The organism is Bradyrhizobium sp. P3_C3 (assembly GCF_056402655.1).
Genome location: NZ_JBFUGY010000019.1, coordinates 1 through 25747, shown reverse-complemented (window position 1 = coordinate 25747; position 25747 = coordinate 1). Strand labels below are relative to the sequence as shown.

Genomic DNA, 25747 nt, shown 5'->3' with positions numbered 1-25747 from the left:
CACCTGACCCGGCGGTATCTGCCTATTCGCTGCGTTCGATAAAGATCTCGACGCGCCGGTTCTTGGCGCGTCCCTCGGGTGTCGTGTTGCTACCGATTGGCGCATCTGCTCCTTTGCCCTCGACGTCGACGCGCGAACCATCGGTCAAGCCAGGCTTCAGTGCCGCGGCAACCGCCTTGGCGCGCTCGACCGACAACTCGAAATTTGTCGGGAAGCGGACTGTGCGGATCGGCGAACTGTCGGTATGGCCAACGACCCGGATCCGTCCCGGCTCCTTGTCGAGGGTTGCCGCGACGCGGAGTGCGATCGGCTTGAAGCCGTCGAGGATGGTCGCCTGGCCCGACGCGAACAACGCCAGGTCGCAGACCCTGATCACGATGAAGCTCGGGGTCTGGTCCGCCGTCATGGCACAGGCGGTGTTCTCCTTCGCGAGCGCGTTGCGGATGCGTTGCAACTGGGTGATGCGATCCGGTGGCGGCGGAGGTGGCGGCGGCGGCGGCGGTGCAACGATCTGGCGCTTGAGCTCGATCGGGCCGGCCGGATGGAGCGCGAGCGCCACCTCGGCAGCATTCTCTGCCCGGCCAGCGAGGAGCGTCCGCAGGACGAAGTAGGACCCGGTCAGCAGCGCGGCCACGACAGCCGCGACGAGCCAGACCGGAACGCGCAGACGCTGCCGGCGCCCCGCCAGCGCTTGCCCGCGCCAGTTGGGCGACAGGTCGCTCATCGTCTTCGGCCGGACCCGGCGCAGCAATTCATAGAGGTTACGCTGGATCAGCTGCAGGTTCGCAAGTCCGCCCCCTGACGTCCGGTGAATGCCCTGAAAACCAAGCGCAAGGCAGGCGTGCTGAAGTTCGAGGACCGGATAGTTGACCAGTGGATCAACCTTCAAATGGTCGAGAATCTCAAAGAAACGGACGCCGCCGACACGCTCGCCGAAGAACCGGCTCAGCATCGAATATTGCGTCCAGACGTGGCGCTCCTCGGTCGGGATGTGCTGCACGATATCGTCGGCAGTGGCACACAGGATGTATTTCGCTGTGTTGGCCTGGTGCTCGGATATGCCCGCGGAACGGATGTCCTTCTCGAAGAACTTGATCGCGTCTGCAACCTGCTCCATCAAACTCGCGAATGACGCGCGCATGAGCGCCACCCGCAACCGACCAAGCAGCTGCAGCAACGGGCCCGCAGCGCGCATCACTGGATTGGCATTTGGCGCGACGAGATCGTCGACGCGCAACGGCGGTCCCGGCGGTAGCATGGGCTGCTGCGCCTGGGCTGGCGCGGGTGTCGATATCCATTCCTCAGCGGGATGGCTGGCCGGCGCGGAGGCGTAGTTCGAGCCCTGCGGGACAGGAGAAAATGATGACGGTGGCGCCGGCGCGCCGGGAGAGGGTACCGGTGATGGCGAATAGCCTGGACGTGCCGCAGGGCCCTCGCCCGGCGGAGGCTGAGAGGTCGGCGCCGGCGGCAACTTCCCGCCGGGGTTGGGACGGATGATCGTCCGTTCGCCCCGACCGAAAGGATTGACCGGCTTGTCCCTGTCGCTCATGGCCTGTCTTCCAGGATGGCCCAAAGATACAGCTCAAGCTCCGGCCAGTCGCCGGAGAAATGCATTCCGATCGAGGCCGCCGTGCTGAACTCGGGCCACAGCGGCGACTTGCGGTCGAGATAGAAATAGACGTGATCCGTGATGGCCCGGATGTGCGGCGGCGGCGTCGGCAAATGCGCCAAGGTCAGGCCCGGCAGGTTTGCGTGCACGATCTCGTTCATCTTGGTGTTCGGCCCGACCTTGAACAGGTGCGGGAAATCGTTCTGGATCTCCACGAGCGGCCGCCGTGCGGCAACCTCCAGCACCAGGGTCGCGTTTCGGAATAGCGCGCGATCGCGGATCGGCGACACGAACGCATTCTGTGCGCGCTCGATGATCTCCAGGCGGATTGCCCGCCGGCCCAATCGCGCGCTCAAGAAGTCCTGGATGTCGCTCACCAAGGGTGTGAAGACGTTCTCGAGATCGTCGTGATCGTAAGCCGGATAGTTGCGCGCCCGCCGTTCCGCCGTAGAAAATGTCGCAAGTTCGCCCGCGAATCTCAGCAATTCCTCGTACAGGCGCTCGGGGTGCACGCTGCCGGAGCGCTGGAAATGAGTCAGGACGGGAATGGTACGGTTCAGCACTTGCAGGACCAGATAGTCGACACTCTGCAACCCACCGCCGGATGACGGATCGACCGCGTAACGCGCCAGCTCGTCGAGTTTCGTCTCAACCCAGCCGATGATGCGGTTGAGCCAGCCATCGATGATCGGATGCGCGGCGCAGATCAGCATCGGCGGCACGAATTTATCGTCGAACAGGATGTTCTTGTCGCGCACCTCGAGAATGCGCGCGATGCCGAGGCCCATGTATCCGGGCTTGCTGCTCTTGCGCAGTTCGAACGACAAGCGCGGATAAGCGATGTCGATCTCTTCCTCGATGCGTAGCGCAGAGGTCGAGTCAATGAAGGTTTCCGAACTACGAACATAACGACTGGCGCTGTCGGTGCGATCCTCGTCGACCTCGCGGGTGTTTGGCGCCGCGACCGGCATCATCAGCCAGACGACCTGGCCTGCCGCCGTCTCCGGCACATCGATCGCTTCGGGAATTTGGCTGTCCGCAGGGATATCGAACGGCGTACCGTCCGGCATGACGCCGGACGCATTGCGCACCGCGAACTTGCTCTGTTCGGTAAGATCCTTGTCGATCTCCAGCTGGGCAAAGCCCCACGGGTATGGTGTCGTGTAGCGAACGCGCTTTTCCAGCAAGTGTTCGATGTAGCGGTCGTTCTGCTGCAGATGATGCGGCCGCAGAAACAGACCTTCCGACCAGAAAACTTTGCTGTACCAAGACATTCCTACATCCACTTAGAAATTGTCGGCAGCCGCGTGGTCGCCGATAGTTTACTTTGAACCGGGCTTGTCACCGCGGTCGTAATAGTTCGAGAAATGCAACATAAAGGTTTCGATCGGCGCGCTGTTGTCGCGGCCGAGATGCGCCTTCCACCGCGTCAAGAACTCGTCCCAGAGTTTGCCCTTGTTCGTGCCGAGCCAGGAGCTTGCGCCACGCTGAAGCTCGAGCTCGCGGGCCATCAGCGTCGGATCTATGCCCGCAATCAGTTCATGGACAGCGTGCTGCATCGCCATATAGGTCTTCAACTGATGTGACTTGAGATCACTGAAGCCCTGCGCAAAGGCGCGCTGTGTGTCGAGGTAGCTGCGCGTCGGCGGCCCAAAGAGAATGCGCATCGCTTCTTCCGAGGTCGGCGAGAACTTCAGCGGATTATTTTCGAGGGCTTGGACGGTGGTTTGGCTAGTGCTACGGGTCAGCTGCTTGGCTTGGGTCCGCGCCTGCAGCAGCGCCATCAGATTATCCACGGTCATACGCAAGATGACGCCAAGCTGTTCGGCGAGTTCGGCATCGGACTTGCTGGCAAAGAAATTGTCCGGCAATCCTGCAGCGCGCGCCACCAGTCGCGCGAACTCGGGACCGCCGACTGGCTTGGCCGTGACAGGTCCCTCGTCTGCCGCTTGCGCCGGGCGCGATGGCGATGCTGGCGGCTGGGCAGCGGCTGGTTCATCATCAATCCATACCGACGGCCGGCGTGGGGTCGGCATGATGGGCGGGCGCTCGACTTGCGGTTTCGGCGCGTTGGCTGGACCGGCTGCCCAGTTCATGTCGTCGTCCTGCTCGGACGGTTGGTACGGAGACGCCGGCTGTGACCGTCGGAATGGGTCTACACCAGGTGCCGGGACGCTCGCCGCCCAATCCAGGAACCCCGGATTGACGGGCCGCGCAGCCTCGCGTGGCTTCTTCAGCAGTTGCGGATCGATCGGCGGCGGAATGTCACGATCGGCTGTCCAAAGCTCTCCGTAGTCGGCATGCTGCTGGACCGAGGGTTCGCGCAGTTGCGCCTCGTGGTTTGGGCTGCCCCCGCCAGCCTCATTCTCCAGCGAAACTCCGATGATGTAGTGGCCGATCGTGAGTCGGTCACCGTCGCGCAAGCGGTGCGGCCCCCGCATGCGCTGGTCGGCACCATTGAGAAAGGTGCCGTTGGTCGAAACGTCGTGCAGCCAATAGCCACCGTCGCGAAAGTGCACCTCGCAATGCTTTCCGGAAATCGTCCGCGCCGGATCCGGCAGCGTCCAGTCGAGGTGACGGTCCCGGCCAATATCGACTGAACGCCTGCCGGTGACCGTAAACGACACAGGTCCGCCATCCGGAAGGTTCGGTTCGTTCTCGATATTAAAGCGAAGCACCATCACATCGTCTCGTTAGCGCGGAGGGCGCGGTTCGCCGCGTGCCAATTGAATACCATCCTCTAGGCATGACGTCATTATCCGGTCCCGGGCGTCACGGGGGAGCCGGCAGAGGCCGATCAGCAGTGCTGCACGCACCGCCCGCGCGGCCTGATCTGGCTTAGCTTCCACGGGCGCAAATTCCGGGGGAACCACGCTTCCGCCGGACCAGCCGGCCGCCAGCGCCAGCCATGTCGCCGGCTGCTCGGGATCATTGGCATTGCCGACAGCCAGCGCCTTGTTCCGGGACTGCTCGTCCGGTTGCCGGACCCAGGTCTCCACAATATTGAGCGACCTGGTATCGCTGGCGTCGAAATGGTCGAACATCAGTCGCAGAGAGCGACATCCCCAGGCAACTGCTACGCGCCTGGGAAGCAGATAGGCACAGTAAGACACGGCCGGGTGCCAATTCCGCGCATCGGCGGCCTCCTGAAGGAAGTCCAGCGAAGGCTTGTCAGCGTCGGCTTTGCCGACATCATAACGCGCCAAGGGATAGGCCTGAAACAGATCCTGAACCGTACCGAACCGAACTTGTCCCATGACCGTCAACCAACAAGGGTTGGAGTACCGTGGGCGACCAGCGGACCACCGGCAGCAAGCGCCATGCCGGCCTGCGCCGTCATGGCGATCGTCGGCGCGTTGATGACGATGCCCGCCGGGGTCAGGATGATCTGACTAGGACCCACCTGTAGGGTGATGTTCGCATTGGCCATGAGCGTGATGCTGAGGCCTGCATTGACAGACTGGTCCATGGCCAAAGTGATGTGCTGACCACCCAACTGGATATCGAGCTTATCATTGCCGTTCTTGAGCGTGGTGTTGCGCGTGTCGCCGCCAAATGCAGCTTCGCCGATGGTACGTGTCTCGGTGTCGCGGACCGTTACGTCGTGGTCCTTCTCGGCATGCACCGTGATCTTCTCGGATCCCTTCTTGTCCTCGAAGCTCCACTCGTTGAAGCCGCCGCCACCTTTGGTGGAGTCCGACTTCAATCCCCCGATCGTCTTCTTCGACGGCAGATCGTAGGGCAGCTTGTATTCGTCGTTGTACACGGTGCCGATCACCAGGGGCCGGTCCGGATCCCCCTCCAGGAATTCGATAACGACTTCCTGTCCGACGCGCGGGATGATCTGACCGCCCCAGCGCTTGCCAGACCAAACCTGAGCCACGCGCAACCGGCACGACCGCTTCTTCTTCCGATCCCAGAAAAAGCGGACATAGATTTCGCCCAGGGACTCGACGTCGATTTCCTCGCTCGAATTATCGTCTTTGGTCACCACCTTGGCCGTCTGGATGCCGTTGATTCTTGGCTTCGGCGTCATCATCAGCGCTCGAAACGGCCGATCGCTAGGCAAGAACTCGTAGCTGCCGAAATAGACGTGTTGCCCTGCGTCGCTCGGACCGCCGGTGCGATAGGATTCGATCGAGAACGAGTGCACAGCTCGCACCACGAGGTATTCGACGTTCTGCGAGTCCTTGGAGTGCTTTTCGAGCTTCGTCAGCCCGCCAGGGAACAGGTTGACGGCGTCGCCATTGCCGCGGCGACGCCGATCCATCGCTTGCTCTGCCTGGAGCTGGATCTTCGCGTAGCGCTCCCCGTCGGATTTCTCCTTGAACTTCCCGGGATAGTCGTAAAACTCCATCTCCGACCGAGTGTAATGCTCGGAGCCCTTGGCGTCGCTGATCATCTGAGCGTTGGGCTTCTGATAGTTGTAATCGTTGAGTTCGATCTTGCCGGTACGAAATCGCCGCTCCGATACCCATTCATAGATGTGCTGCTCGCCTCGCCGGTCGGCACCCGCCAGCGGGATGTAGGGAATCGTAGCAAGACCATTGATCGGACTGTGCGACGATTTGGAGTCCGCCAACACCAGCGTGTGCTTGCCGCCCTCATGCTTGAAGAAGTAGTAGATGCCGTGCTGCTCCATCAGCCGGCACACGAAGTTCATGTCGGTCTCGCGGTACTGAACGCAATATTCGAGCTTCGGACAAGAACCCTCTTCGGTGAGTTTGGATTCATAGTCGGTGAAGCCGCGTTCGTTGAAGACCTCTTTGATGATGTCGGGCGCCTTCTTGTCCTGAAAGATCCGGCAATCGGTGGTTCGCGACAACAGCCATAACCAGGGCCTCAGCACGATCCGGTAGCTGAAATAGTCGTTCTTCACCCCGAGCCACTGGGCCTCCGTCAGAATGCCGCTGAACTCGCGCTCCTTTTCATGCAGCTTTATGGTCAGCGTGCACTGCTGGCCGATAGCGCGGTCGAAGTCGAGGTCGGCATCCTCACTGAGACACTCGATGCGATACTCGAACAGTTCGCTGAGACCTTCCGAGCCTTCGAATCCGGCAAAAACCAAAACGTCCTTGCCAAGAGGCGTCTTGAGTTCGCAGAGGCGGGTATCCTGAGTAAGCTGGCCCATGTGGGCTTAAACTCCCTCCTTCGATCGAATGACCCGCTGCAAAAAAGCTGATCAGACGTTATGCAAGAACGACGGAAATCCTGCGTGCCGCCGGCTGTGCCGGCAAGCCCGCCCCAGGGCTGGGCTTCCTGACGTTCCACAACGGCCGCCAAAGATCTACCCCGGGCCATCAAGTAGTCGGCTCCAAGAGCTTGCCGGTTCACGCGAAAATGGCATGATCTTCGGGAATGAACCAAKGTCGGCAGGCATCTGACCCATAGGTATAGATTCCGGATCATGCGCCCCCGCGCGATCCCCTAGTCGCCACGGGCTCGGCAGCGGGGCCGTGATCGAGCAGATGGACGGTCCGCATATGCTTGACGTCGCCTCCCTGACGCAGCCCATTGCCGCTGACGATCCCTGCGGACCGGATCTCGACGCCATCGGAGACGTCCAATATCTGAACTTCTTCGCAGGTGCGGAATCGCTGCTACCGATGTCGTTCTTCGAGGTCGTCAATGCCAACGGAGAGCGTGGACGCTTCGATCCAAAAGCGGTCGATTTTGCCGGCCAGTTTGCCGCCGCGCAGCCCATTCTGGCGCGTACCCGCGATCTGCGTCTGAACCTGCTGCTGGCCAAATTTTCAATCCTCAACCGCGATCTCGACGGCTTTCTCTGCTGCCTGAAGGCGACCAACCTGCTGCTGCGCGAGCAGTGGGAAGCGGTGCATCCGAAGGGCGAGGACGGCGACTACGCACTTCGCGCCGTCACAGTCGAGGCAATCGACGTGTTCCCGACCGTGATCAACCCGCTCCAGTTCCTTCCCCTGATCGAGAACCGCAGACACGGCAACCTCAACTACCGTGCCTATCAGATCGCTCACGGCGAAATTCCCGCCGGCGACGCCGACGCCGACGGGCCTGATCTGGCGGCCATCGAGCGCATCGTCAGCGAGACAGATCTCGACACTCTCAAGGCAGCCAGCGGGCGGTGCTCTGCGGTCGCTGCTGAAATCGCGGCCATCAAGCAGACCTGGCACGAGAAGTTGAACGCGGGGCAACCGATCAGCCTCGACAGGCTCTCTGGCTTGGTTAACGGCATGGCTGCCTGGCTTGCGGGTCTTGTCGCGTCGCGCGATCCGGCCGCGATCGCCGCAACCGCGGAAGATGTCGGTCCTGTCGATGCACAGGCGCCGTCAGACACGACCGGTGTGGTGACTTCATCCGCACAGGCATCTGCAGCGCTTGCAGCAGTGGCAGACTATTTTGCCCGAATGGAACCGTCCAACCCGGCACTGTTGCTGGTGCGTCAAGCGCAGGAGATGGTCGGCAAGTCATTTATTGAAGTCATGCGGATGCTGGTGCCTGCGCACGTGGGGAGCGCTGCGATCAACATCGGACGCGACAAGGTCTTCGACCTGCCGATCGAACGGATGGCGGAACTCGCCACGTCATTCTCATCGACGGCCGAGAACAACACCCAAGACATTGTATTTTCAGTGGAAAGCAGAACGCAAGCCTTGGGCCTGCTGGCGAAGGTGGCGTCGTTTTTCCGAACCGCAGAGCCGTCCAGCCCCATCCCCTTTTTGGCAGATCGCGCACGCGACCTCGCGCAACGAGACTTTCTCAGCCTTTTGAATGATGTTCTTCCTGAGGGAGCGCTTAAAACAATCGACAGATCGCATTGAACCCAGCTTTCGCTCGAGGGCACTAAATGGACACAAGGATGTTTGCCGACCGCAGCAACTTGAAGTCCCCTAGCCGATCTGCGTCGCGCAAATTCGACGTCTAAAGCGATTTCGTAGTGAGGGAACCATGGCTACAGATAGCGGTCAAAAATTCATTCGTCGAAATCGCGCACCACGCGTGCACATCACATACGAAGATCCTTACGACGCCGAGCGGCTGATCGAACTGCCGTTCGTCATGGGCGTCCTCTCCGACCTTTCCGGCAATAACCCCGGCGTCGAGAAGACGAAGGTCGAGGAGCGCAAATTCCTCGAGTTCGATATGGACAATTTCGACAGCCGCATGGCGGCAATCCAGCCCGGCGTGACGGCGCGCGTCGCCAATCGTCTCAGCGACGGATCAGACGAAAAACTTTCGGTCAATCTGCGCTTCAACAAGATGGCCGACTTCACTCCCGTGGCCGTCGCCCGCCAGGTGCCGGCTACAGCCAAGCTGCTCGAGGCGCGCGAACAACTTGCCAACCTGCTGCGCTACATGGATGGCAAGGTAGCCGCCGAGGATCAGCTGAAAAAACTTCTGGCCGATCCTCAACTGATGGCAGCGCTTCGGGAACGCGCGATCAGCCAGTCGATCGAACCTGGCACCGAGAGCTAAGGAAGGAACGGGGACCATGGCAAAAGAAGCTRTTCACAAAGAGAGCACCACCCAGGTCAAGACCGTCGAAGCTGACGAGTTTGCCACTCTGCTGAAGCAAAGCTTCAAACCGCGCACCGAACGCGCAGCGACCGAGGTCGACAACGCGGTATCCACGCTCGTTCAAGAGGCATTGAAAGACTCGAGCGTCATCAAGTCGGACGTGCTCGACACGATCGAGGAGATGATCGCGCGGATCGACCAGAAGCTGACCGCGCAGATGAACGAGATCATTCACGCACCCGAATTCCAGGCGATCGAAAGTACTTGGCGGGGCCTCCACTACCTCGTCTTCAACTCGGAGACCGACGCCAACCTCAAGATCCGGGTCATGAACGTCTCGAAGACCGAGCTGTATCGTAATCTGCGGCTTTACCCCGATGCGCGCTGGGACCAGAGCCCATTGTTCAAGCAGATCTACGAATACGAGTTCGGCCAGTTGGGCGGCGAGCCGTTCGGCTGCCTTATCGGCGACTACTATTTCAGCCACCTCCCCACCGACGTGCAGTTGCTGCGCGATCTCAGCAAGATCGCCGGCGCCGCACACGCCCCCTTCTTCAGCGGCGCCGAGCCGACGCTGATGGGAATGGACTCGTGGACCGAATTGTCCAACCCTCGCGATATCGGCAAGGTGTTCGACACGCCGGAATATGCCGCATGGAAGGGACTGCGCGACCAGGACGACTCGCGTTATCTCGGCCTGTGCATGCCGCGCGCGCTGGGTCGCCTCCCCTACGGCGCGAAATCGGAGCCTGTGGAAGAGTTCGCCTTCGAGGAGGAGACAGACGGGCACACCGGCGACAAATACGGCTGGATCAACGCGGCCTATGCGATGGCGGTCAACATCAACCGCGCCTTCAAGGAGTTCGGCTGGTGCACGCGCATCCGCGGTGTGCAATCCGGCGGAGAGGTCATCAATCTGCCGACGCACACATTCCCGACCGACGACGGTGGCGTCGATCTGAAATGCCCGACCGAGATCGCCATCAGCGATCGCCGCGAGCACGAACTTGCAAAGGCGGGTCTCATCCCGCTGATCCATCGCAAGAACACCGACAAGGCCGCCTTCATCGGCGCCCAGTCGCTTTACAAGCCGAAGAAGTATTTCGGCGAGAAGGGCGTGGATGCAACCGCGTCCGACAACCTGTCGTCACGTCTGCCCTACATGTTCGCAGTGTCTCGCTTTGCGCACTATCTGAAGTGCATGGTTCGCGACAAGATCGGATCCATGAAGGAGAAGGATGAGCTGACGGTCTGGCTGCAAACCTGGATCAACGAGTACGTTGATGCCAACCCAGCCCTATCGTCAGAAGCTCAGAAAGCGCGCAAGCCGCTGGCCGCTGCGAAGGTAGAGGTCATAGCAAACGAGGAGAACCCGGGATATTACAACGCGCGCTTCTTTCTTCGTCCGCACTTTCAATTGGAAGCGATGGATGTCGGCCTCAGTCTGGTTTCACGCCTGCCAGGTCCCAGCTCCTGACGCTGCAGCATCGCAACCGTACACACAGAAATTTGAGAGGACCATGCTATGGCTGTCGACATCTTCCTGAAACTCGATCCGATCAAGGGCGAGTCGCTGGACGACAAGCACAAAGACGAAATCGATATTTTGAGTTGGTCGTTTGGCGAGAGCCAGACCGGTACCTTCCACAGCGGATCKGGCGGCGGCGCCGGCAAGGTCAGCGTGCAGGATCTTCACTTCACGCACTTCGTTGACAAGGCCACGCCGGAACTTTTCAAGGTCTGCGCAAACGGCAAGCATATCGACAGCGCGATCCTGACGGTCCGCAAGGCCGGCGAAAACCCGCTGGAATATCTCAAGATCGAGATGAAGCAGGTTCTCGTGACGAGCGTATCGACAGGCGGATCGCACGGCGAAGATCGCCTTACCGAAAACGTGAGTCTGAACTTCGCGAAGGTCAAGATGATCTACAAGACCCAGACGGAGAAGGGTGGCGCCGGAGCTTCGCCGACGTTTGGCTGGGATGTTCCTGCCAACAAGGAATGGGCCTGATTGTCGGCCCCTCGCCTGGCGCCGGTTGCGATTGGCGAACCGGCGCCAAGCGGTGCGATTTTGATCGCACCTCTCGTCAGGCCCGGTTGCGGGCCCGAAAGCCTGCTGGGCGACGCCAAGTCGGACACCAACGCGCGCCCCCCGGGATTGCATGCGAGTTGGGCGTCATGGGGACCGTGAATGACCATTGCACGAAAGAAGGATCGGCTCTCTCCCCCACTGATGCTGGCATTTCGCTCAGCCCATGAAGCGCGCGACGCACGCAAGAAGCTCAATCTACGCGATGAGTCTGGCGAGCGGGTCATTGCAGGGCGGCGGAGCGCGGGCCGATTTCCAATCTCGGAAACGTTGCTCCGGCGCGAGGTCTCCCATGACCTCGAAACGCTCCTCAATACCATTGCCCTGGAATCGACCCTGGATCTGAACGGCCACGATTGCGTCCGAACCTCAATCCTGAACTTTGGCTTCCCTGATATTGCCCACCGTTCGATCGACGAGGTCGCCGACGACGAGCTCACCGACGCGTTGCGCGAGACGCTCACGACTTATGAACCGAGGCTCGATCGCAACACCATCCGGGTCCGACGCGACGGCTCGGTCGGCCCCGAGCAACTCAAGCTGCGCTTCATCGTTCACGCCGACCTGAAGGCCGAGCCGCTCAACGTCCCCGTGGAGTTCGTCGCCGACGTCGACCTCGACAGCGGCGATATCCAGATCAACCGACTTTAGCATGAACCGCGAATTCCTGGATTTTTACAATCGTGAACTGTCACTGCTCTACGAGCAGGCCGGGGATTTCGCCGAAGAGTATCCCGGCATCGCAGAACGCCTCGGTGGGCTGATCCGGGATCGCTCTGATCCCATGATCACGGGATTGCTGGAAGGTGCCGCATTTCTCGCCGCTCGCGTTCAGCTCAAGCTCAAGCACGAATTCCCGGAATTCACTGCAAACCTGCTCGAGCAACTGGTTCCGAATTACCTTGCCCCGACTCCGTCGGCCATGCTGGTCACGGCACGCCCCCCCTATGCCGACCCAGCGCTACGCGATGGCAAGAAGATCGCGCGCGGCGCCTATTTCGACGCCACCTATCGCGAGAGAGAACGAAGTCTCTCCTGCCGATTTCGACTTTGCCGCGATATCGCTCTTTGGCCATTCGACGTCACCGGCGCCGAATACTTCTCGACGGCAGGCGCGCTGCAGGCGCTCGGGATTCCCGTCGGCGGCGACGTCATCGCCGGGCTCAGGCTGTCGTTGACCCACCGTACCGCGGCCCGGCTCGATGAGGAGCTGCCGGACGCGGAGGCCAGGGCCAAGCCGGAAACCTGGTTTGCAGGCTGCCGCACGAGCGAACTTCCGATCTACCTTTCAGGCGCGGAATCCGACGCCATTGCGCTTTACGAGCAATTKATCTCGAACTGCAAGGGCGTCTACTTCCGGCATCTCGATGATTTCGGCGATCCGGTGGTGACTCGTGCGCCCCATGACTGCGTGCAGCAGATTGGTTTCGACGAGGACGAGTCGCTGTTTCCCAACGACAACCGGGTCTTTCGCGGCTCGGAGCTGCTGCGGGAATATTTCATGTTTCCACGCAAGTTCCTCGGCTTCAACCTGACGGGACTTCGCAGCGTGATGCCACGGCTGCGCAGCAAATCGATCGATATCGTCTTCGCTTTCGATGAACACAATTCACGGCTTGCCGCCGCGGTGCGGCCCGATACCTTCAGGCTCTATAGCGCGCCGGCAATCAACCTGTTCGAGAAGACGAGCGATCGCATCCCCGTCAAGTCGAATACGCACGAGTACCATGTGGTGCCCGATCGCAGCCGCTATCTGGAATACGAACCGCACCAGGTACTCGAAGTCTACGCGCACTTTCCGGCCGACAAGGACAAGCGGCCGGTGCGCCCGCTGTATTCGGCCGCCGTCGACCGGACCAGCGGATCGGTCGAGGGGCTTTATTTCACCGTTCGACGGTTGCCCCGGCGCCGCACAGTGGGAGAAAAGACGTACGGCGCATCATCGGACTACACCGGGACGGACATGTTCCTGTCTCTGCTGGAGCCCGGTGAACTTAGCGGCGAAGGTGCGGTCGCCGAACTCAGCGTCCGGGCGCTGTGCTCCAACCGGCATCTCACCGAACACTTGCCGGTCGGCCAGGGCGGCGCCGACTTCCGCCTGTTGGACGATACTTCCCTTGATCTGATGTGCGTCGCCGGTCCCACCCGACCACGCGAACCGATCGTGGCCCAATTGCGCAGCCGCAGCGAGATCGCGAACAGCGGAATCGTCAGCTGGCGGCTGATCAACATGCTGAGCCTGAACTATCTTGGCCTCGTCGAGCGCGGTGGCGGCAAGAACGCCGGAGCCCTGCGCGAAATGCTGTCCTTGTTCGCCGATCAGTTCGACGACGCCACGGAACGCAAGATCCGCGGCGTGCGCAGCATAGAAAGCCGGCCGGTCGTACGGCGGGTGCGCGAGCGCACCGGCAGCGGCGCAGCGCGCGGCCTGGAGATTACCATCACGCTCGACGAGAAGGCATTCGAGGGCAGCGGCGTGTTCTTGCTCGGAGCCGTGCTGGAGCGCTTCTTCGCCGACTATTCGGGCTTCAATACCTTCACACAGACGGTCGTCTCGACGCCGGAGCGCGGCGAGATCATGCGTTGGCCGCCGCGCATGGGCACGCGGAGACCTCTATGACGCTGATCGACCAGATGAAGGCGGAGCCCTGGCGGTTCGATTTCTTTAATGCGTTGCGCCAGCTCGAGCGCGCCAACTCGGATCGACCGCGGATCGGTGACAGCGCTGCACGCCGCGAGGAGTATATCGACCTCGGCCAAGTGCCTTATCTGGAGTTCCCCGCCTCCAACCTTGCGGCCGTCGACGACGTGGGTGGCCGGCTCAGGATACTCGTCAAATTTCTCGGTCTCCTGGGGCCGCAGGGCGCGCTGCCGCTTGCCACCACCGACGAGAGCCTCAGTTGGTGGCTGATGCGGGATGACGCCTTCCCGCGCTTTCTCGATCTGCTCAACGGACGCTTTCTGCAACTCTTCTTTCGCGCCTGGGCCGATGCGCGGCCGATCGCTCAGCACGACCGTCCGGCGGATGATCGCTTCATCGCCTATGTCGGCTCCTTCGCCGGCCTCGGCTCCGACGTTTTCGCTGATCGAGACACCGTACCGGACATGGCGAAGCTCAGCTTTGCCGGACTGATCTCCCCCAGAGCGAAGTGTGCGTCACGGTTGACGCGGTTCCTGCAGGGGCTGTTCGACGTCAAGGTCGAGATCGACGAATTTGTCGGCACCTGGCTGTCATTCGACCCAAGTCATTGCAGCCGGCTCGGCGGAACCCATGCCAGGCTCGGCCGGGACGCTCTTCTGGGCTCACGCGTGTTCAGCGTCGAGGACAAGATCAGGGTGCGGGTCTTTGTCAAGAATTTTACCCAGTACGAACAGTTCTTGCCGACCGAAGCGCGCAACTTGTCGGAGCCTCTGGCGGACGCCGTGTTCTTCTATATCGGCGACGAATTGGAATGGGAGGTGGAGCTCGCCATTCCAGCGGGAGAGGTCGTCCCGGTCAGGCTCGGACAGAGCGGACGACTTGGATGGACCACCTGGGTCTCGCCGAACTGGACTTCCACGGAAGAATATCGCCGCGATGCCCGCTTTCAGCTCAGCGAGCGCTTGAGCGCCCGTCGGGCCGCCGCAGCCGATGCCTCGGCGATTTGAACCTATCCGTAGCGCCGATTGCCTAAAGCTATGGGATTCGATGAAATTTCCGCTTGATGCCAGGCATCCGCGGATGGATTAAGCAGGAGGATCCGCCGTGACCGACATCAGCATTGAGGCTGTAACGGGCAAGCTGAACCGGGCCGGCTATGATGCCTTCATACAGGCCCTGCGCCACGCAAAGAGCGCCGGCAATCGCAACGTCGAGCTAGCGCACTGGCTGTTTCATATCCTGCAGCAGGAACGCAACGATCTCAGCCTCTCGGTCGATCATTACAAGCTCGACCGGGCACGCTTGTTGTCGGACCTTGCCGGCGTGATCAATGGCTTTCGTAAGAACGAAACCGACATGCCGGGCGTCGCCAATCCGGTCATCGATCTGCTCGATCGGGGCTGGCATTATGCCACGCTCTTCTTTGGCGAGACCCAGATCCGCACCGGTCATCTGCTCGTGGCGGGCCTGAAATCGAATGATATTCGTCGCACGCTGAACAACCTCTCGCAGGAATTCGCCAAGGTCAACGTCGACGCACTCGCCGCGGAGCGCCGCAATGTCTGGGCCGGCTCCGACGAGGAAACCATGCGGCCGATGGACGGTTCGGGCCTGGTCGGCGCAGGCACGGAAGGCGCGGCCCAAGCGGGTCCCAAGGGGACGACGCCGCTCGACCGGTTCTCCCAGGATCTCACCGCCAAGGCCAAATCAGGTGAGATGGATCCGATCCTTGGCCGGGACGAAGAAATCCGCCAACTGATCGACGTGCTGATGCGACGGCGGCAGAACAATCCAATTCTTACCGGCGAGGCTGGCGTCGGCAAGACCGCAGTTGTCGAGGGATTCGCCCAGCGAATCGCCGCCGGCGACGTGCCGCCACCGCTCCGCGGTGTAAGGCTTTGTGCGCTCGACATCGGCCTGATGCAGGCCGGTGCTTCCATGAAGGGTGAGTTTGAGCAGCGCTTGCGCTCGGTGATCGACGAGGTCCAGAGCTCACCCACCCCGATCATACTGTTCATCGATGAAGCCCATACATTGATCGGCGCCGGCGGCGCGGCCGGCACCGGTGATGCGGCCAATCTCCTGAAACCTCCTCTCGCCCGTGGCACGCTGCGCACGATCGCCGCCACCACATGGGCAGAATATCGCCAGTATATCGAGAAAGACCCCGCGCTCACGCGACGCTTCCAGCCGATCCAGATCGATGAACCGGAAGTGGAGACCTGCTGCATCATGCTGCGCGGACTTCTCGGTCCGATGGAAAAGCACCACGGCGTTCGCATCTCCGATGCTGCGATCGTCGCAGCGGTCAACCTGTCCCACCGCTACATTCCTTCACGGCAGTTGCCGGACAAGGCGGTCAGCCTGCTTGATACCGCCTCGGCGCGCGTGGCCATCAGCCAGAGCGCGACGCCAGCCCTGATCGAGGATGCACGCGTTGCGATTACCGCTCGTGAAGCCGAGAAATCGGCACTCGTCAGCGACAGCGATCTTGGGCTTAAGGACAGCGACCGCATCACGGCGATCGACAACGACATTGCGGCACTGAAGGACAAGCTGACGAACCTTGAAGCCGATTGGGCCGCAGAGCAGGAACTCGTCAAGGACATCCGGAGCATCCGGGAGATTCTGTCCCAGCCCAAAGAAGGCGAAGATCCGGCTGCCAGGCGCGCGGAGTTGCGCGGCAAGTTCGACACACTTGAGAGCATCCATCCGGAGAAGCGGATGGTCTATGCCCATGTAGACCAGCAATCGGTGGCGTCCGTTGTCTCTGACTGGACCGGCATCCCGGTCGGCCGGATGATGCGCGACGAGATCGAAACCGTGCTGAAGCTACCGGAGATCCTCAACCGCCGCGTCGTCGGCCAGTCTCATGGGCTGACGATGATCGCCAAGCGAATCGAGACCAGCCGCGCCAAGCTTGACAACCCTTCCAAGCCGATCGGCGTGTTCATGCTGGCTGGTCCATCCGGCGTGGGCAAGACTGAAACCGCCCTGGCGCTTGCCGAGACCCTTTACGGCGGTGAGCAGAACATGATCACGATCAACATGTCGGAGTTCCAGGAAGCGCACACCGTCTCGACCTTGAAGGGTGCACCTCCCGGCTATGTCGGCTATGGCGAAGGTGGACGCCTCACCGAGGCTGTCCGGCGCAAGCCCTACAGTGTCATCCTGCTCGACGAGGTGGAGAAAGCTCATCCCGACGTCCACGAGATCTTCTTCCAGGTGTTTGACAAGGGAACCATGGAGGACGGCAACGGGCGGCGGATCGACTTCAAGAACACCTTGATCATCCTTACCACCAACGTCGGCACCGATCTGATCATGGGCCTCTCGCGCGATCCAAAGTATCGCAACGAGCCGGAAGAGCTCGCCAAGATGCTGAGGCCGGAACTGCTGAAGGTGTTTCCCGCAGCGCTGCTCGGACGCATCGTCTCGATACCGTACTTCCCGCTATCCGACGAGATGCTCGCCGGGATCGTTCGGTTACAGCTCGACCGGATCGGACGACGCCTCCGCGACAATCATAACGCGTCCTTCGACTACGATGACGCGGTCGTGGAGCACATTGTGTCACGTTGCAACGACCCGGATTCCGGCGGGCGAATGATTGACAACATCATCACCAACACCCTGCTCCCGGAGCTGTCGCGCGAGTTCCTTAGCAAGTCGCTTGCCAAGGAAGAAATCAAGCAAGCGCGGGTCTCGATCGAGAACGACAAGTTCGCATATTCGTGGAACTGAGGACGATGAACATTCAAACCGAGCATCGCCACCCGAACGCCGGTCCCACGCCATACGACGAGGTCTACTACCCAGGCCACGTCTACGGGCTCACTCATCCGAACCATCTTGCTACCATTGCTGCCGTTTACGGCATGCAGTCAGCGCCGGTCGAGCGTTGCCGGGTGCTGGAGCTTGGCTGCGGCGTTGGCGGCAACCTGTTGCCGATGGCCTTTCAATATCCAATCAGCGAATTCGTCGGTGTCGACCTGAGCGGCGTGACGATCGAGCGCGGCCAGCGAAACATCGCCACATTGGGCCTGAGCAACATCAAGCTTCTCCATTGCGACATCATGAATGTCGACGCAGGCTTCGGGGAGTTCGACTACATCATCGCACACGGCGTGTATTCCTGGGTGCCGCCGGCGGTGCGCGAGAAGATGATGATGATCTTCAAGCAGAACCTGGCTCCCCGCGGGGTCTGCTACGTCAGCTACAATGCGCACCCGTTCTCGCATCTTCGCGACATGGTCCGCGACATGATGCGGTATCACACCCGCCGTCTCACCGGCATGAAGGAGAAGGTCGGACAGGCCCGCGCGATCCTGAAGTTCCTGAGCGACGGCTCGAAGGCCAACTCGGTGCACGGCGCAGTTATGCGCGACCAGTACAACCGCGTCCTCAAGTCCCCCGACGAGCTTCTGTTTCACGACGATCTCGATGATGGTGCCGAGGCGTTCTTGCTGCATGAGGTCGCCGAGGACGCAAGCCGCCATGGCCTGCAATATCTGGGCGATGCTGATTTTTCACGACGCTATCTTGCCGGCTATTCCGAGGAGGTTCGCGCGACGCTGCAGCGCTTCCCGGAAAGCGAGTTCATGGCGCGCGATCAATATCAGGACTTCATCGACGGCAACGGCTTTCGGCGCACCTTGCTCTGCCACGACAGCATTTCGCTGTCCCGCCAGGTCGACCTCGATTTCGTCACCCGGTTCCATTTGCTGAGCACGACCAACCCGGTCGACCCCAACGCCTGCGTGACCGACGATTCCGCGATGGAATTCGAGAACCAGGACGGCAGCAGGGTCACGGTAACCAATCCGCTCTTGAAGGCCGCGCATCTATGTCTGGGCCGGGCCTGGCCGCGAGCATTATCATTCGACGAGCTGCTCGATGGGGCCCGCGCGCTGCTGGGCGACCGGCGGGCGGATGATGACCAAAAGGTGTTGACGGAGGCGATGTTCATCCTGGCTTGCAGCGGCGAGGTTTCGTTCCTGCTGTCGCGTCCCTTTTTGTTGAAGGAAGCTACCGAGCATCCGCAGGCGAGCCTGCTCGCGCGAAGACAAGCGCAAACAGGTCCGCTCGTCACCAACCTCCTCCACCAAACGGTGCAGTTGGAGGACGACCGGACCAGGGATTTCCTGCAATTGCTCGACGGAGCGCGGACCATCGACCAGATCACGGCCGAAATGACGGAAAAATTCGGCCCGACCATCCGGATAGACCAGAAGGATAATGCCGGGCAGCCTGCCGAGCCGTTATTGCTGTCAACGCGAGAAAGCGTTCAGCGCTCGCTTGCGATGGTCGGCAAGCTGGGCCTGCTGGTCGCGTGATGCGCTCAAGTGCGTCGGCTCCGTTGGCGATGAACGGCAGGAGTTGGAAGCTCGTGCCATTTCCTGCAGCGGATGCGGCCCGGCACTCTAGCCGTCGTGGGTATATTGCTGGCCGAGGAGCCATCCCGTGAGAATACCGCCGGGTCCGCTGGCATAGACCGGATCAAGGCCAACACCTGCGCGCAGCATCTTCCATTCATGCTCGCCGACCCAGGGAATCCCGGGATCGCCCTTCTGATACTGGGACAGCAGCGTTCGGGCGACCTCTGCGGCATTGGCGTAGATCGGCCCGTTGGCCCAGCGAGGGCGGGGCAGGCCTGTCATGCGGCAATAGAGCGCCGTGCAGACGTAGGCAGACGCCTCTTCGGCATTGGCATCAAGGCCTGTACGCAACAGATCGTATGCCGCATGCAGGCTCTCGTGGACGATATAGGCCTCGTCCATCCGCCCCGCTGCCGACACGACCTCCAGCGTGTTTGCCGCAACCGCCGTGCCGTCCGCCCTGGTTCTCGCGACATCGTTGTATTGTGCAGCAACGCCTGCCGCGAGATCCGTCGGAGGTCTGACGGTGACCTGCCCCAACCGGATCGCGCGGGCGACGTGATGGAACGTTTGCGGCGCAATCGTCACATGGCTGCCGCGGATCGGAAACCGGAAGCGCATGCGTGCGACCGCCGGGCCATGGAGTACGTCCAATACCCTGCTCCGCAGTGACATTTGATCGTCCTCGTTGTTCGCACTACCCCACGGTTGGTGGTCGCCGTTTCCGATCAGCAGGTTCAAACAGTCATTGCACCGGCGCGATAGGAATTCGAATAACCTGGGCCGGGCGGCAGCTTGGTCGAACGAGCCGGCATTGAACCCGAACCCGTCCGGGCGAGACCAATTTGGGGCGAGGATTGCCTCGGAGTGCGCCCCATGACGACGACCGATCCGACGACGACCGACACTTACCGGAAGATCGCGGCACGACTGACCATGCTGCGGCCGCAGATCGATTTGAAGAATTATTTTGCCGGCCCCAACCCGGATGTGCGCCTTTATGACGAGAAGCCCTACATCCGGCACCAGCTCGAGAAGTATGGTGTCGCTGCCGCGACGACCACGCTCGACGGCGTCACCTTCCTGCCCAAGGACTGGGAAGAGCTGATCAAGAAGCTGCGCATTGCCAAGACGACGGACGGATTCGACGCCTTCGCCGAAGGGCAAAGCCGGGAGAAAGCGTCGCATTGGGCCCTCGATCTGTCGATGGCGGCAACGATCGGCAAGGGGTTCCGGGAGATCTGGCGCCCAAAGCTGTCGGACAGGCCGCTCTCAACGCGGGATCTCCCGGGCCGCCATGGCTTCGGGCTCGGGCGCGACCGCGGACAATGGAGCGACGCCTACAGCTCGCAATTCGGCAAGGACCCGCAGCCCCAGGACATCACCTCGTTGCATTTCGCCGTAGCACCTGATCGGGTGAACGTGCACATCGACGAAACAGGCTTCGTATTCGAAGGCGTGGACGGCGCCCTTACGGTCGGACCGAACTTCGTGCATCACGCCGGCAATGAGCTGTTCTGGAAGAGCAACAAGCATATACCGCAATGGGCCGCGGAGCACATCGATCTGATCCTGCCGAACAGCGCGAACGACTTTTCGCGCGTGGGCATTTCGGTCGACATGTACCAGCGCAAAGACTTGCGCGTTACGGTCACGGGCTCCTGCGGACTTTTCGGCGGTTTCGAGTGCTCCGGAACCGTGAGCATCAGCGGCACGCATGATCTGCTCGGCTCGAAGCCAAAAGGCCGGCGCTAAAGCGGATATCGCTCGTTCGACATTGCTTCGTGTCTACGCCTCCAATCTACGAATGAGGCTCTTCGATTTGCCACTGCCAGTTGGTGGCCCGAATGAATGGAACCATCGAACCGCCTCGAGGTAGCGGCGACCAATAAGTATTGGTGGCGAGAACGCGTAGTTCCGCAGGAATCGGCGGGGGAGGTCTTACATTGCCGAACCAGGAAAGGCCGTTGAAGCCCGTCGTCGAAAGCTATGTACCGCCCGCGGGAATCCGGCATGCGGTGACGGCAGGCGAGACCTGGATATCCCTTGCCAAGCGGATCGGCATCGCCCCCTGGGACCTCATCGAGTTCAATTTTCCGGGCGTCAAGCTCGTCAAGCAGCGCGATTTCCAACAAGCCACACGCCAGGTGAACTGGTACCTGGCCGAGTATGTCGGCTGCCGCGCGATGTCGCCCGATCGCCAAAATTTTGCGTTTTCCTCCGGTACGACGGGCGGGAGAGGTGGATGGCGAGGGGGATTCATCTATCTGCCGCCAGGTACGCCGCCTCCCCCGCCGATTGCGCCCACTCCACCGGTTGCGCCCACCCCAGCGGCTCCGACCCCGCCGGAATGTGAAGGAAGCCGACCCGACTTCGCGCGCGTGCTGGACGTGAGCGAACGGGATTTCGCGCGCAACGTTTTTGGCCCGACGCTGCCGCCGTGGGAGACAATTGCGATTACCAATGGCCTGGGAGCAGGCGGAAGACCGTGGACGAACGATGGACCGTTCTTCAGGGGAGGCAATCCCATGGTGCCGAGCATGCGGTATGCCATCAATCTTGGCAGTGTCGCGTTCAGTAACCTGGCATCGCCTAGCCCCACCTTCGGTCTCTTGTGCGACGACTTCGGTCGCATTTGCGACCTCTTCGTGCACGAAATGACCCATGTGTGGCAGGCGTTCAACGATTCAAACTGGACGATGGCGCGCTCGTTCTGGACGCAGACAATCGGTTCCGGCTACGAGTACACGCCGGGCGATTCCTGGGACTCATACAACGTCGAGCAACAGGCACACATCGTTGAAGATTGGCACAAATACAAAATCAGTTCTCCGATGCTTGCCGAGGAGCGCTATCCGTACGTCCGGCTCGTGATCCGCTCTGGACGCCTCACTTTTCCTCGCGGGCTGGATCTTGTGGCATTGAAAAAGGACCTTCAAGATCTGCGCGCAAGGCACCTGGACTAGAACCCGCTGCAGGGGAGTGGTCGGGAGTCTACTTAACTGAAGCACCGACACGCCGAGCATTCGACGCGGTGCGGTCGCGCATTCTTCCTCTCAAAAGTATTTTTCCGACTTGCGTGCTGGTCAGCTTCGCAGCGCAAGCACACGGAGAAGAATTGCGCGGCCGCCATGCGACAGGCGATCGTGAAACAGTTCGGAGAGCCGGTCTCCACGCTTCCGCACCGAAAACCTCTTCCGGAGCTCATGGGCGCGAGACAGCGAGCAATAGAGAAAATCACGACGTAGCCGGCGCAGGCGGCTGCCATAGCCTCTAACATCGGCGCTCGCGTAGGCCTCCATCAGGGTGCGCATCAAATAGTCATCGCTCGGATCAACATAAGTTTCGTGGGAAACGCTCGATGATCGCATCGACACGGGTTCATCGCTCGACAGAAATAGGTTCCTGCGGGTCAGCCCATCCGATACGCCCGTCGCTTCTTTTGTGAAATCTCCATAGTTCACAAAAGGCAGCGCTGCGAGTTGCCGGCGCAGATTTTCGAGCGTCGCCGACGGGATCCGGACGCCGTTGCCCGCGCTGGTGTCGAGCTTATTGGCGCGCACCGTGGCGTAGAGGTCGCCCCAGAATTTGTCCCAGGGGGCGGTGCCGTTGCGGTTAGACGACGGATTCTTGCGAACGCTATATGTGGTTTGAGTGAGGTAGGCCGCCAGTTCGCCCATGTGGCGCGTAACAGCGCCGTCAGGATCATAGACGTCGATCATGGCGTGGACGCACTCATGCAGGAGCAGCGCCCGATCGCTATCATTTGCGGGCGGCGACTTCTTCTGCGTCAACAGAACATCCGTAACCTGATCGTAGAAGGCGAGATCCTGAGTGCCGCCCTTCACCAATATATTGCCGGCGCGAATGTGATCGCGAACTGTCGTCAAGTATTCGCCCTTGATATGGATCTTGTCGACGTAGAACTCGATACCAAGCGCGACCGAGTCACTGAGTGTGTCCAGGACGTCGCCTTCGGTCAGTGGCATGACCTACCTCCCTTGCGTGGTCGAGCAATAGTGGTCCGGCCAGGCTCCGCAAGCGCTGAAACGCTGTACTGCACCAATAGGAGCCGCCCGCCCCTCCGTTCGCGTTGTGGAAGGTGGCTAGATCGTCCCGCCGCCGCCGCCGAAGATTTCGACGACCACAGCGCGATTGGCGGCCCTGTTCATCACGGTCGTGTTGTCCTTCAGATACTCGTAGTGTGAGGCGGGCTTGACGGAGAAGACGCGCGAGCGGGCGCTTGGGCCGAACAGGTGAAAGACGTTCTTGGCCCGGCCCGTGCGCAGGAAGCTGTTGTTCCGTTCGCCGCCGGTGCTGTCGCTGTATCCGACGATCTGGAACTGCAACGACTTGTCGGTCTCAAATCGGATGAGCTGCGCTGCCAACAGCGGATCGCGCTTGGCGATGTTCTTGAGATGCCGCCAGTCGACGCCGAAATCCCAGATGATGAGATATTGGCAGATGCCGGCCGGCGGGACCAGACTGACGTCCACACCGAGATGGCCGACCTCGGTGCGGGACGTCGCGACTTCATTGGCCACGTAGGGAAAGACGGCGGCGCTGTGAACCTTGGCAAGCGGCGAGCACTGCGGTTGCGTCGCCATATTCGGCATCTGTTCCACCGGGCCCGGCGGCGTGTATTGCGGCAGTGGCTGCGGCGCGCGTCCCATGGCAATTTCTCCCATTGCTGGCGTGGCCTGCCCAAAGCTGAGCACTGGAGGGAGCGTCGGCTCCCACCACGGCTATGACTAGTAGTGACGTGAGCGGTCGGGGAAGTTCAAAGGCGAGGTGCGGGCGCCCTCAACAGGGCCATTAGCGGACATTGATTGGCCTTCCGCGCTCTCCGGAAAGCGGGGTAGGCTACGCCTATTGCCGTCCGTGCCAAATTGTTGCGGAGGAACTGGCCATGAAACTTCGCCGCCGAAATTTTCTGCATCTCGCCGCGGGGACCGGCCAGATTGTTTTCCCGCCGCCGAAGGAGGCTCTCATTTCCGCGCGCAAGATTTCGCGTTGACGGACCGAACTAAGACAGGAGAACCAGACATGGCCGCCTTTCAAGAGGTTTTCCGCCGCTCCGGCATCGATGAGCGCCGCAGCCCGCCGGGCATGGTGGTGCCGTTCGGCGGCTCCAACATCGTGGCGCTGATCGATCCCGGAAGAAAGCTCAAAGTCGATCCTAACGCCCATGCCCTCGGGATCAAGGAGATCGATGGCGCCGATACCCTTAGACGCGTCATGCAGGCCAGAGAAACCTTCTCCAAACCCGATATCGATCCGCAGCTCAGGGCGGCGTCACTTCCCGCCACCTTCAATGGCGATGCACGGTTTTTCGAGATCAATGGCCGGATTAAGCCGATTGGTTTTCCCGGCCTGGAGGTGGTGGCCCGTTCGGCCGGCCGGAAGATCGAAGCCAAGCTCTATGTCGTGGTGCTACCGGAAATCAAGATCAAGGTGGCGTTCCGCAATGTCATGGTTCCGGGGAGTGGCGGCGCTCCGGCGTTTCACGCCAAGAAGCCCTGCAACGAGCAAGACGAATTGCTGACGATGAACAATATATGGAGGCCGCAGGCCAACATCCGCTTCGAGCGGGTGCCAAGCGACTGGCTGGTCATCGACGACTCGCAGGCTGCCATCAAACAGGAGATCGCCAATGCGACTGGCATGAAGGATGCGAGCCTGGCGACCTTTCCCGATGTGATCGACGTCGAGAAACTGAAGGGCATCTTCGTCAAACACAAAGTTCAGGGCGCCCATCTAACCATTTTCTGCGTCGATAAGGTTTGGTCCAATGGCGGCCTCGCCAATGGCTCGTTTGCTCGCGGGCTGGACCTTGCCTTCATCAGCTCGCAACGCGGGCCTAACACGTCTGCCCATGAATCCGGCCATTTTCTCGGCTACTACTCGAAGAGCGCGAGCAAACCTTGGGACAGCCAAGGCCACACGCTGGAGACCGATCCGAAAACCGGAAAAGAAAACAGGGCGGAAGACATCAAGATGCTGATGCGCGGGGGAGGCGCCGGGTGGAAAATCCCGTTCAATCTCGTCAAGGAGTTCCGCGACTTCCCCGGCTAGCATCCGAAGATCAGACAGAAGCTGGAAATCACTCCAGACGTTGAATGTCGCCTTGGGTCAGAAGCTGCCCCGACGGCCCCGAAACGCTTACTTTGCCACCTGGCAGGCAGAGCGTGTCATCGGCCATCATGACCGCAATACGCTGCGCTTACGCCTCGATCCCAAGGGAGATTCGACAGACCTTGAGCCGGGCATGAGTGTCTGGCTTGAGAACTAGTCATCTGGAACGCAAGTTCGCCACATTAGTTGATAGCTCGAATCTCTACAGAGGAGAGAGCTCGTGGCGAATGCAGGTGAACGAGGCCGGCCGATCGCGCCGTTGGTGCTTAGTCCGCAGGAGCGGGCGTACTTGGAGAGGCAAGTTCGTCGTCATCGCGTTGCCCGATCGCTATCTGAGCGCTGCCGCGCGATCCTGCGGTGTGCGGATGGCTTGCCAAGCAAGTCCGTGGCTGCCGAACTCG

Annotated in this window: 20 protein-coding genes and 1 pseudogene; 13 read left to right on the top strand and 8 right to left on the bottom strand. The window is 61.0% G+C overall.

Annotated elements, in window-relative coordinates; genetic code table 11:
• Nucleotides 1-22: 22 nt before the first annotated feature.
• From tssL to AC1DW2_RS22005, 5 genes are read right to left on the bottom strand one after another with little or no spacing between them, the layout of a single operon-like run.
• The gene (gene tssL / locus AC1DW2_RS22025; protein WP_063981820.1) at nucleotides 23-1549 is read right to left on the bottom strand and encodes a type VI secretion system protein TssL, long form; all 1527 of its coding nucleotides are present in this window, start codon (nucleotides 1547-1549) and stop codon (nucleotides 23-25) included.
• Complete coding sequence (gene tssK / locus AC1DW2_RS22020; protein ID WP_014493496.1) at nucleotides 1546-2883, bottom strand: type VI secretion system baseplate subunit TssK; 1338 nt, start codon at nucleotides 2881-2883, stop codon at nucleotides 1546-1548. Before tssK ends, tssL begins: the two co-directional genes overlap by 4 nt.
• A 48-nt stretch (nucleotides 2884-2931) precedes the next feature.
• The gene (gene tagH / locus AC1DW2_RS22015; protein ID WP_063981819.1) at nucleotides 2932-4290 is read right to left on the bottom strand and encodes a type VI secretion system-associated FHA domain protein TagH; all 1359 of its coding nucleotides are present in this window, start codon (nucleotides 4288-4290) and stop codon (nucleotides 2932-2934) included.
• Between the two features lie 12 nt (nucleotides 4291-4302).
• Nucleotides 4303-4866, bottom strand: coding sequence for a DUF6931 family protein (locus AC1DW2_RS22010; protein WP_063981818.1), 564 nt, complete (start codon nucleotides 4864-4866; stop codon nucleotides 4303-4305).
• A gap of 5 nt (nucleotides 4867-4871) precedes the next feature.
• Nucleotides 4872-6740 carry a type VI secretion system Vgr family protein gene (locus AC1DW2_RS22005; RefSeq protein WP_063981817.1) on the bottom strand — a complete coding sequence of 623 codons (1869 nt, stop codon included), beginning with the start codon at nucleotides 6738-6740 and terminating at the stop codon, nucleotides 4872-4874.
• Nucleotides 6741-7092: 352 nt separating this feature from the next.
• Between AC1DW2_RS22005 and AC1DW2_RS22000 the strand changes: the two genes are divergently transcribed.
• The 9 genes from AC1DW2_RS22000 to AC1DW2_RS21960 all read left to right on the top strand — a co-directional run bounded on the left by AC1DW2_RS22000 (nucleotide 7093) and on the right by AC1DW2_RS21960 (nucleotide 19169).
• On the top strand, nucleotides 7093-8406 hold the full coding sequence (locus AC1DW2_RS22000) for a type VI secretion system protein TssA (RefSeq protein WP_085402486.1): 1314 nt from the start codon (nucleotides 7093-7095) through the stop codon (nucleotides 8404-8406).
• A 127-nt stretch (nucleotides 8407-8533) separates the two neighbouring features.
• The gene (gene tssB, locus AC1DW2_RS21995; protein WP_085402422.1) at nucleotides 8534-9061 is read left to right on the top strand and encodes a type VI secretion system contractile sheath small subunit; all 528 of its coding nucleotides are present in this window, start codon (nucleotides 8534-8536) and stop codon (nucleotides 9059-9061) included.
• 16 nt (nucleotides 9062-9077) lie between these two features.
• Nucleotides 9078-10580 carry a type VI secretion system contractile sheath large subunit gene (gene tssC / locus AC1DW2_RS21990; RefSeq protein WP_477007157.1) on the top strand — a complete coding sequence of 501 codons (1503 nt, stop codon included), beginning with the start codon at nucleotides 9078-9080 and terminating at the stop codon, nucleotides 10578-10580.
• Between the two features lie 48 nt (nucleotides 10581-10628).
• Nucleotides 10629-11114, top strand: a complete 486-nt coding sequence (locus tag AC1DW2_RS21985) for an Hcp family type VI secretion system effector (protein ID WP_014493489.1) — start codon at nucleotides 10629-10631, stop codon at nucleotides 11112-11114.
• A 180-nt stretch (nucleotides 11115-11294) separates the two neighbouring features.
• The gene (gene tssE / locus AC1DW2_RS21980) at nucleotides 11295-11843 is read left to right on the top strand and encodes a type VI secretion system baseplate subunit TssE (RefSeq protein WP_094184183.1); all 549 of its coding nucleotides are present in this window, start codon (nucleotides 11295-11297) and stop codon (nucleotides 11841-11843) included.
• Nucleotide 11844: 1 nt separating this feature from the next.
• A complete protein-coding gene (tssF, locus tag AC1DW2_RS21975; RefSeq protein ID WP_477007156.1) occupies nucleotides 11845-13812 on the top strand; it encodes a type VI secretion system baseplate subunit TssF in 1968 nt (655 codons plus the stop codon).
• Nucleotides 13776-14840 carry a type VI secretion system baseplate subunit TssG gene (gene tssG, locus AC1DW2_RS21970; RefSeq protein WP_063981814.1) on the top strand — a complete coding sequence of 355 codons (1065 nt, stop codon included), beginning with the start codon at nucleotides 13776-13778 and terminating at the stop codon, nucleotides 14838-14840. Before tssF ends, tssG begins: the two co-directional genes overlap by 37 nt.
• A gap of 97 nt (nucleotides 14841-14937) precedes the next feature.
• Nucleotides 14938-17577, top strand: a complete 2640-nt coding sequence (gene tssH, locus AC1DW2_RS21965) for a type VI secretion system ATPase TssH (RefSeq protein WP_063981813.1) — start codon at nucleotides 14938-14940, stop codon at nucleotides 17575-17577.
• A 5-nt stretch (nucleotides 17578-17582) separates the two neighbouring features.
• On the top strand, nucleotides 17583-19169 hold the full coding sequence (locus AC1DW2_RS21960; protein ID WP_477007155.1) for a methyltransferase regulatory domain-containing protein: 1587 nt from the start codon (nucleotides 17583-17585) through the stop codon (nucleotides 19167-19169).
• A gap of 87 nt (nucleotides 19170-19256) precedes the next feature.
• Here the strand turns inward: AC1DW2_RS21960 and AC1DW2_RS21955 are convergent, their stop codons facing one another.
• Complete coding sequence (locus tag AC1DW2_RS21955) at nucleotides 19257-19865, bottom strand: hypothetical protein (RefSeq protein ID WP_231142835.1); 609 nt, start codon at nucleotides 19863-19865, stop codon at nucleotides 19257-19259.
• 222 nt (nucleotides 19866-20087) lie between these two features.
• Between AC1DW2_RS21955 and AC1DW2_RS21950 the strand changes: the two genes are divergently transcribed.
• Both AC1DW2_RS21950 and AC1DW2_RS21945 read left to right on the top strand, forming a co-directional pair.
• A complete protein-coding gene (locus tag AC1DW2_RS21950) occupies nucleotides 20088-20966 on the top strand; it encodes a hypothetical protein (RefSeq protein ID WP_085402419.1) in 879 nt (292 codons plus the stop codon).
• A gap of 212 nt (nucleotides 20967-21178) precedes the next feature.
• Nucleotides 21179-22177, top strand: coding sequence for a hypothetical protein (locus tag AC1DW2_RS21945; protein WP_245344163.1), 999 nt, complete (start codon nucleotides 21179-21181; stop codon nucleotides 22175-22177).
• Nucleotides 22178-22297: 120 nt separating this feature from the next.
• On the opposite strand, the gene AC1DW2_RS21940 is transcribed toward AC1DW2_RS21945, so the two are convergent.
• Together AC1DW2_RS21940 and AC1DW2_RS21935 are read right to left on the bottom strand one after the other, a co-directional pair.
• Nucleotides 22298-23200, bottom strand: a complete 903-nt coding sequence (locus tag AC1DW2_RS21940) for a hypothetical protein (RefSeq protein WP_085402418.1) — start codon at nucleotides 23198-23200, stop codon at nucleotides 22298-22300.
• A gap of 117 nt (nucleotides 23201-23317) precedes the next feature.
• Entirely contained in the window at nucleotides 23318-23884 is a 567-nt protein-coding gene (locus AC1DW2_RS21935) for an OmpA family protein (protein WP_063981809.1), read from the bottom strand.
• 373 nt (nucleotides 23885-24257) lie between these two features.
• Between AC1DW2_RS21935 and AC1DW2_RS21930 the strand changes: the two genes are divergently transcribed.
• Together AC1DW2_RS21930 and AC1DW2_RS21925 are read left to right on the top strand one after the other, a co-directional pair.
• Complete coding sequence (locus AC1DW2_RS21930; RefSeq protein ID WP_063981808.1) at nucleotides 24258-25286, top strand: hypothetical protein; 1029 nt, start codon at nucleotides 24258-24260, stop codon at nucleotides 25284-25286.
• Between the two features lie 280 nt (nucleotides 25287-25566).
• Nucleotides 25567-25747 (top strand): annotated as a pseudogene (locus AC1DW2_RS21925) (IS630 family transposase); the annotation flags it as partial.

Excerpts from the sequence above, each read along its gene's own strand:
- tssB (WP_085402422.1), top strand. The coding sequence starts at position 8,534 with ATGGCTACAGATAGCGGTCAAAAATTCATTCGTCGAAATCGCGCACCA.
- AC1DW2_RS21935 (WP_063981809.1), bottom strand. The coding sequence starts at position 23,884 with ATGGGACGCGCGCCGCAGCCACTGCCGCAATACACGCCGCCGGGCCCG.
- AC1DW2_RS21960 (WP_477007155.1), top strand. The coding sequence starts at position 17,583 with ATGAACATTCAAACCGAGCATCGCCACCCGAACGCCGGTCCCACGCCA.
- AC1DW2_RS22000 (WP_085402486.1), top strand. The coding sequence starts at position 7,093 with ATGCTTGACGTCGCCTCCCTGACGCAGCCCATTGCCGCTGACGATCCC.
- AC1DW2_RS21930 (WP_063981808.1), top strand. The coding sequence starts at position 24,258 with ATGGCCGCCTTTCAAGAGGTTTTCCGCCGCTCCGGCATCGATGAGCGC.
- tagH (WP_063981819.1), bottom strand. The coding sequence starts at position 4,290 with ATGGTGCTTCGCTTTAATATCGAGAACGAACCGAACCTTCCGGATGGC.
- AC1DW2_RS22005 (WP_063981817.1), bottom strand. The coding sequence starts at position 6,740 with ATGGGCCAGCTTACTCAGGATACCCGCCTCTGCGAACTCAAGACGCCT.
- AC1DW2_RS21940 (WP_085402418.1), bottom strand. The coding sequence starts at position 23,200 with ATGCCACTGACCGAAGGCGACGTCCTGGACACACTCAGTGACTCGGTC.
- tssL (WP_063981820.1), bottom strand. The coding sequence starts at position 1,549 with ATGAGCGACAGGGACAAGCCGGTCAATCCTTTCGGTCGGGGCGAACGG.
- tssE (WP_094184183.1), top strand. The coding sequence starts at position 11,295 with ATGACCATTGCACGAAAGAAGGATCGGCTCTCTCCCCCACTGATGCTG.
- AC1DW2_RS21950 (WP_085402419.1), top strand. The coding sequence starts at position 20,088 with ATGACGACGACCGATCCGACGACGACCGACACTTACCGGAAGATCGCG.
- AC1DW2_RS22010 (WP_063981818.1), bottom strand. The coding sequence starts at position 4,866 with ATGGGACAAGTTCGGTTCGGTACGGTTCAGGATCTGTTTCAGGCCTAT.
- tssK (WP_014493496.1), bottom strand. The coding sequence starts at position 2,883 with ATGTCTTGGTACAGCAAAGTTTTCTGGTCGGAAGGTCTGTTTCTGCGG.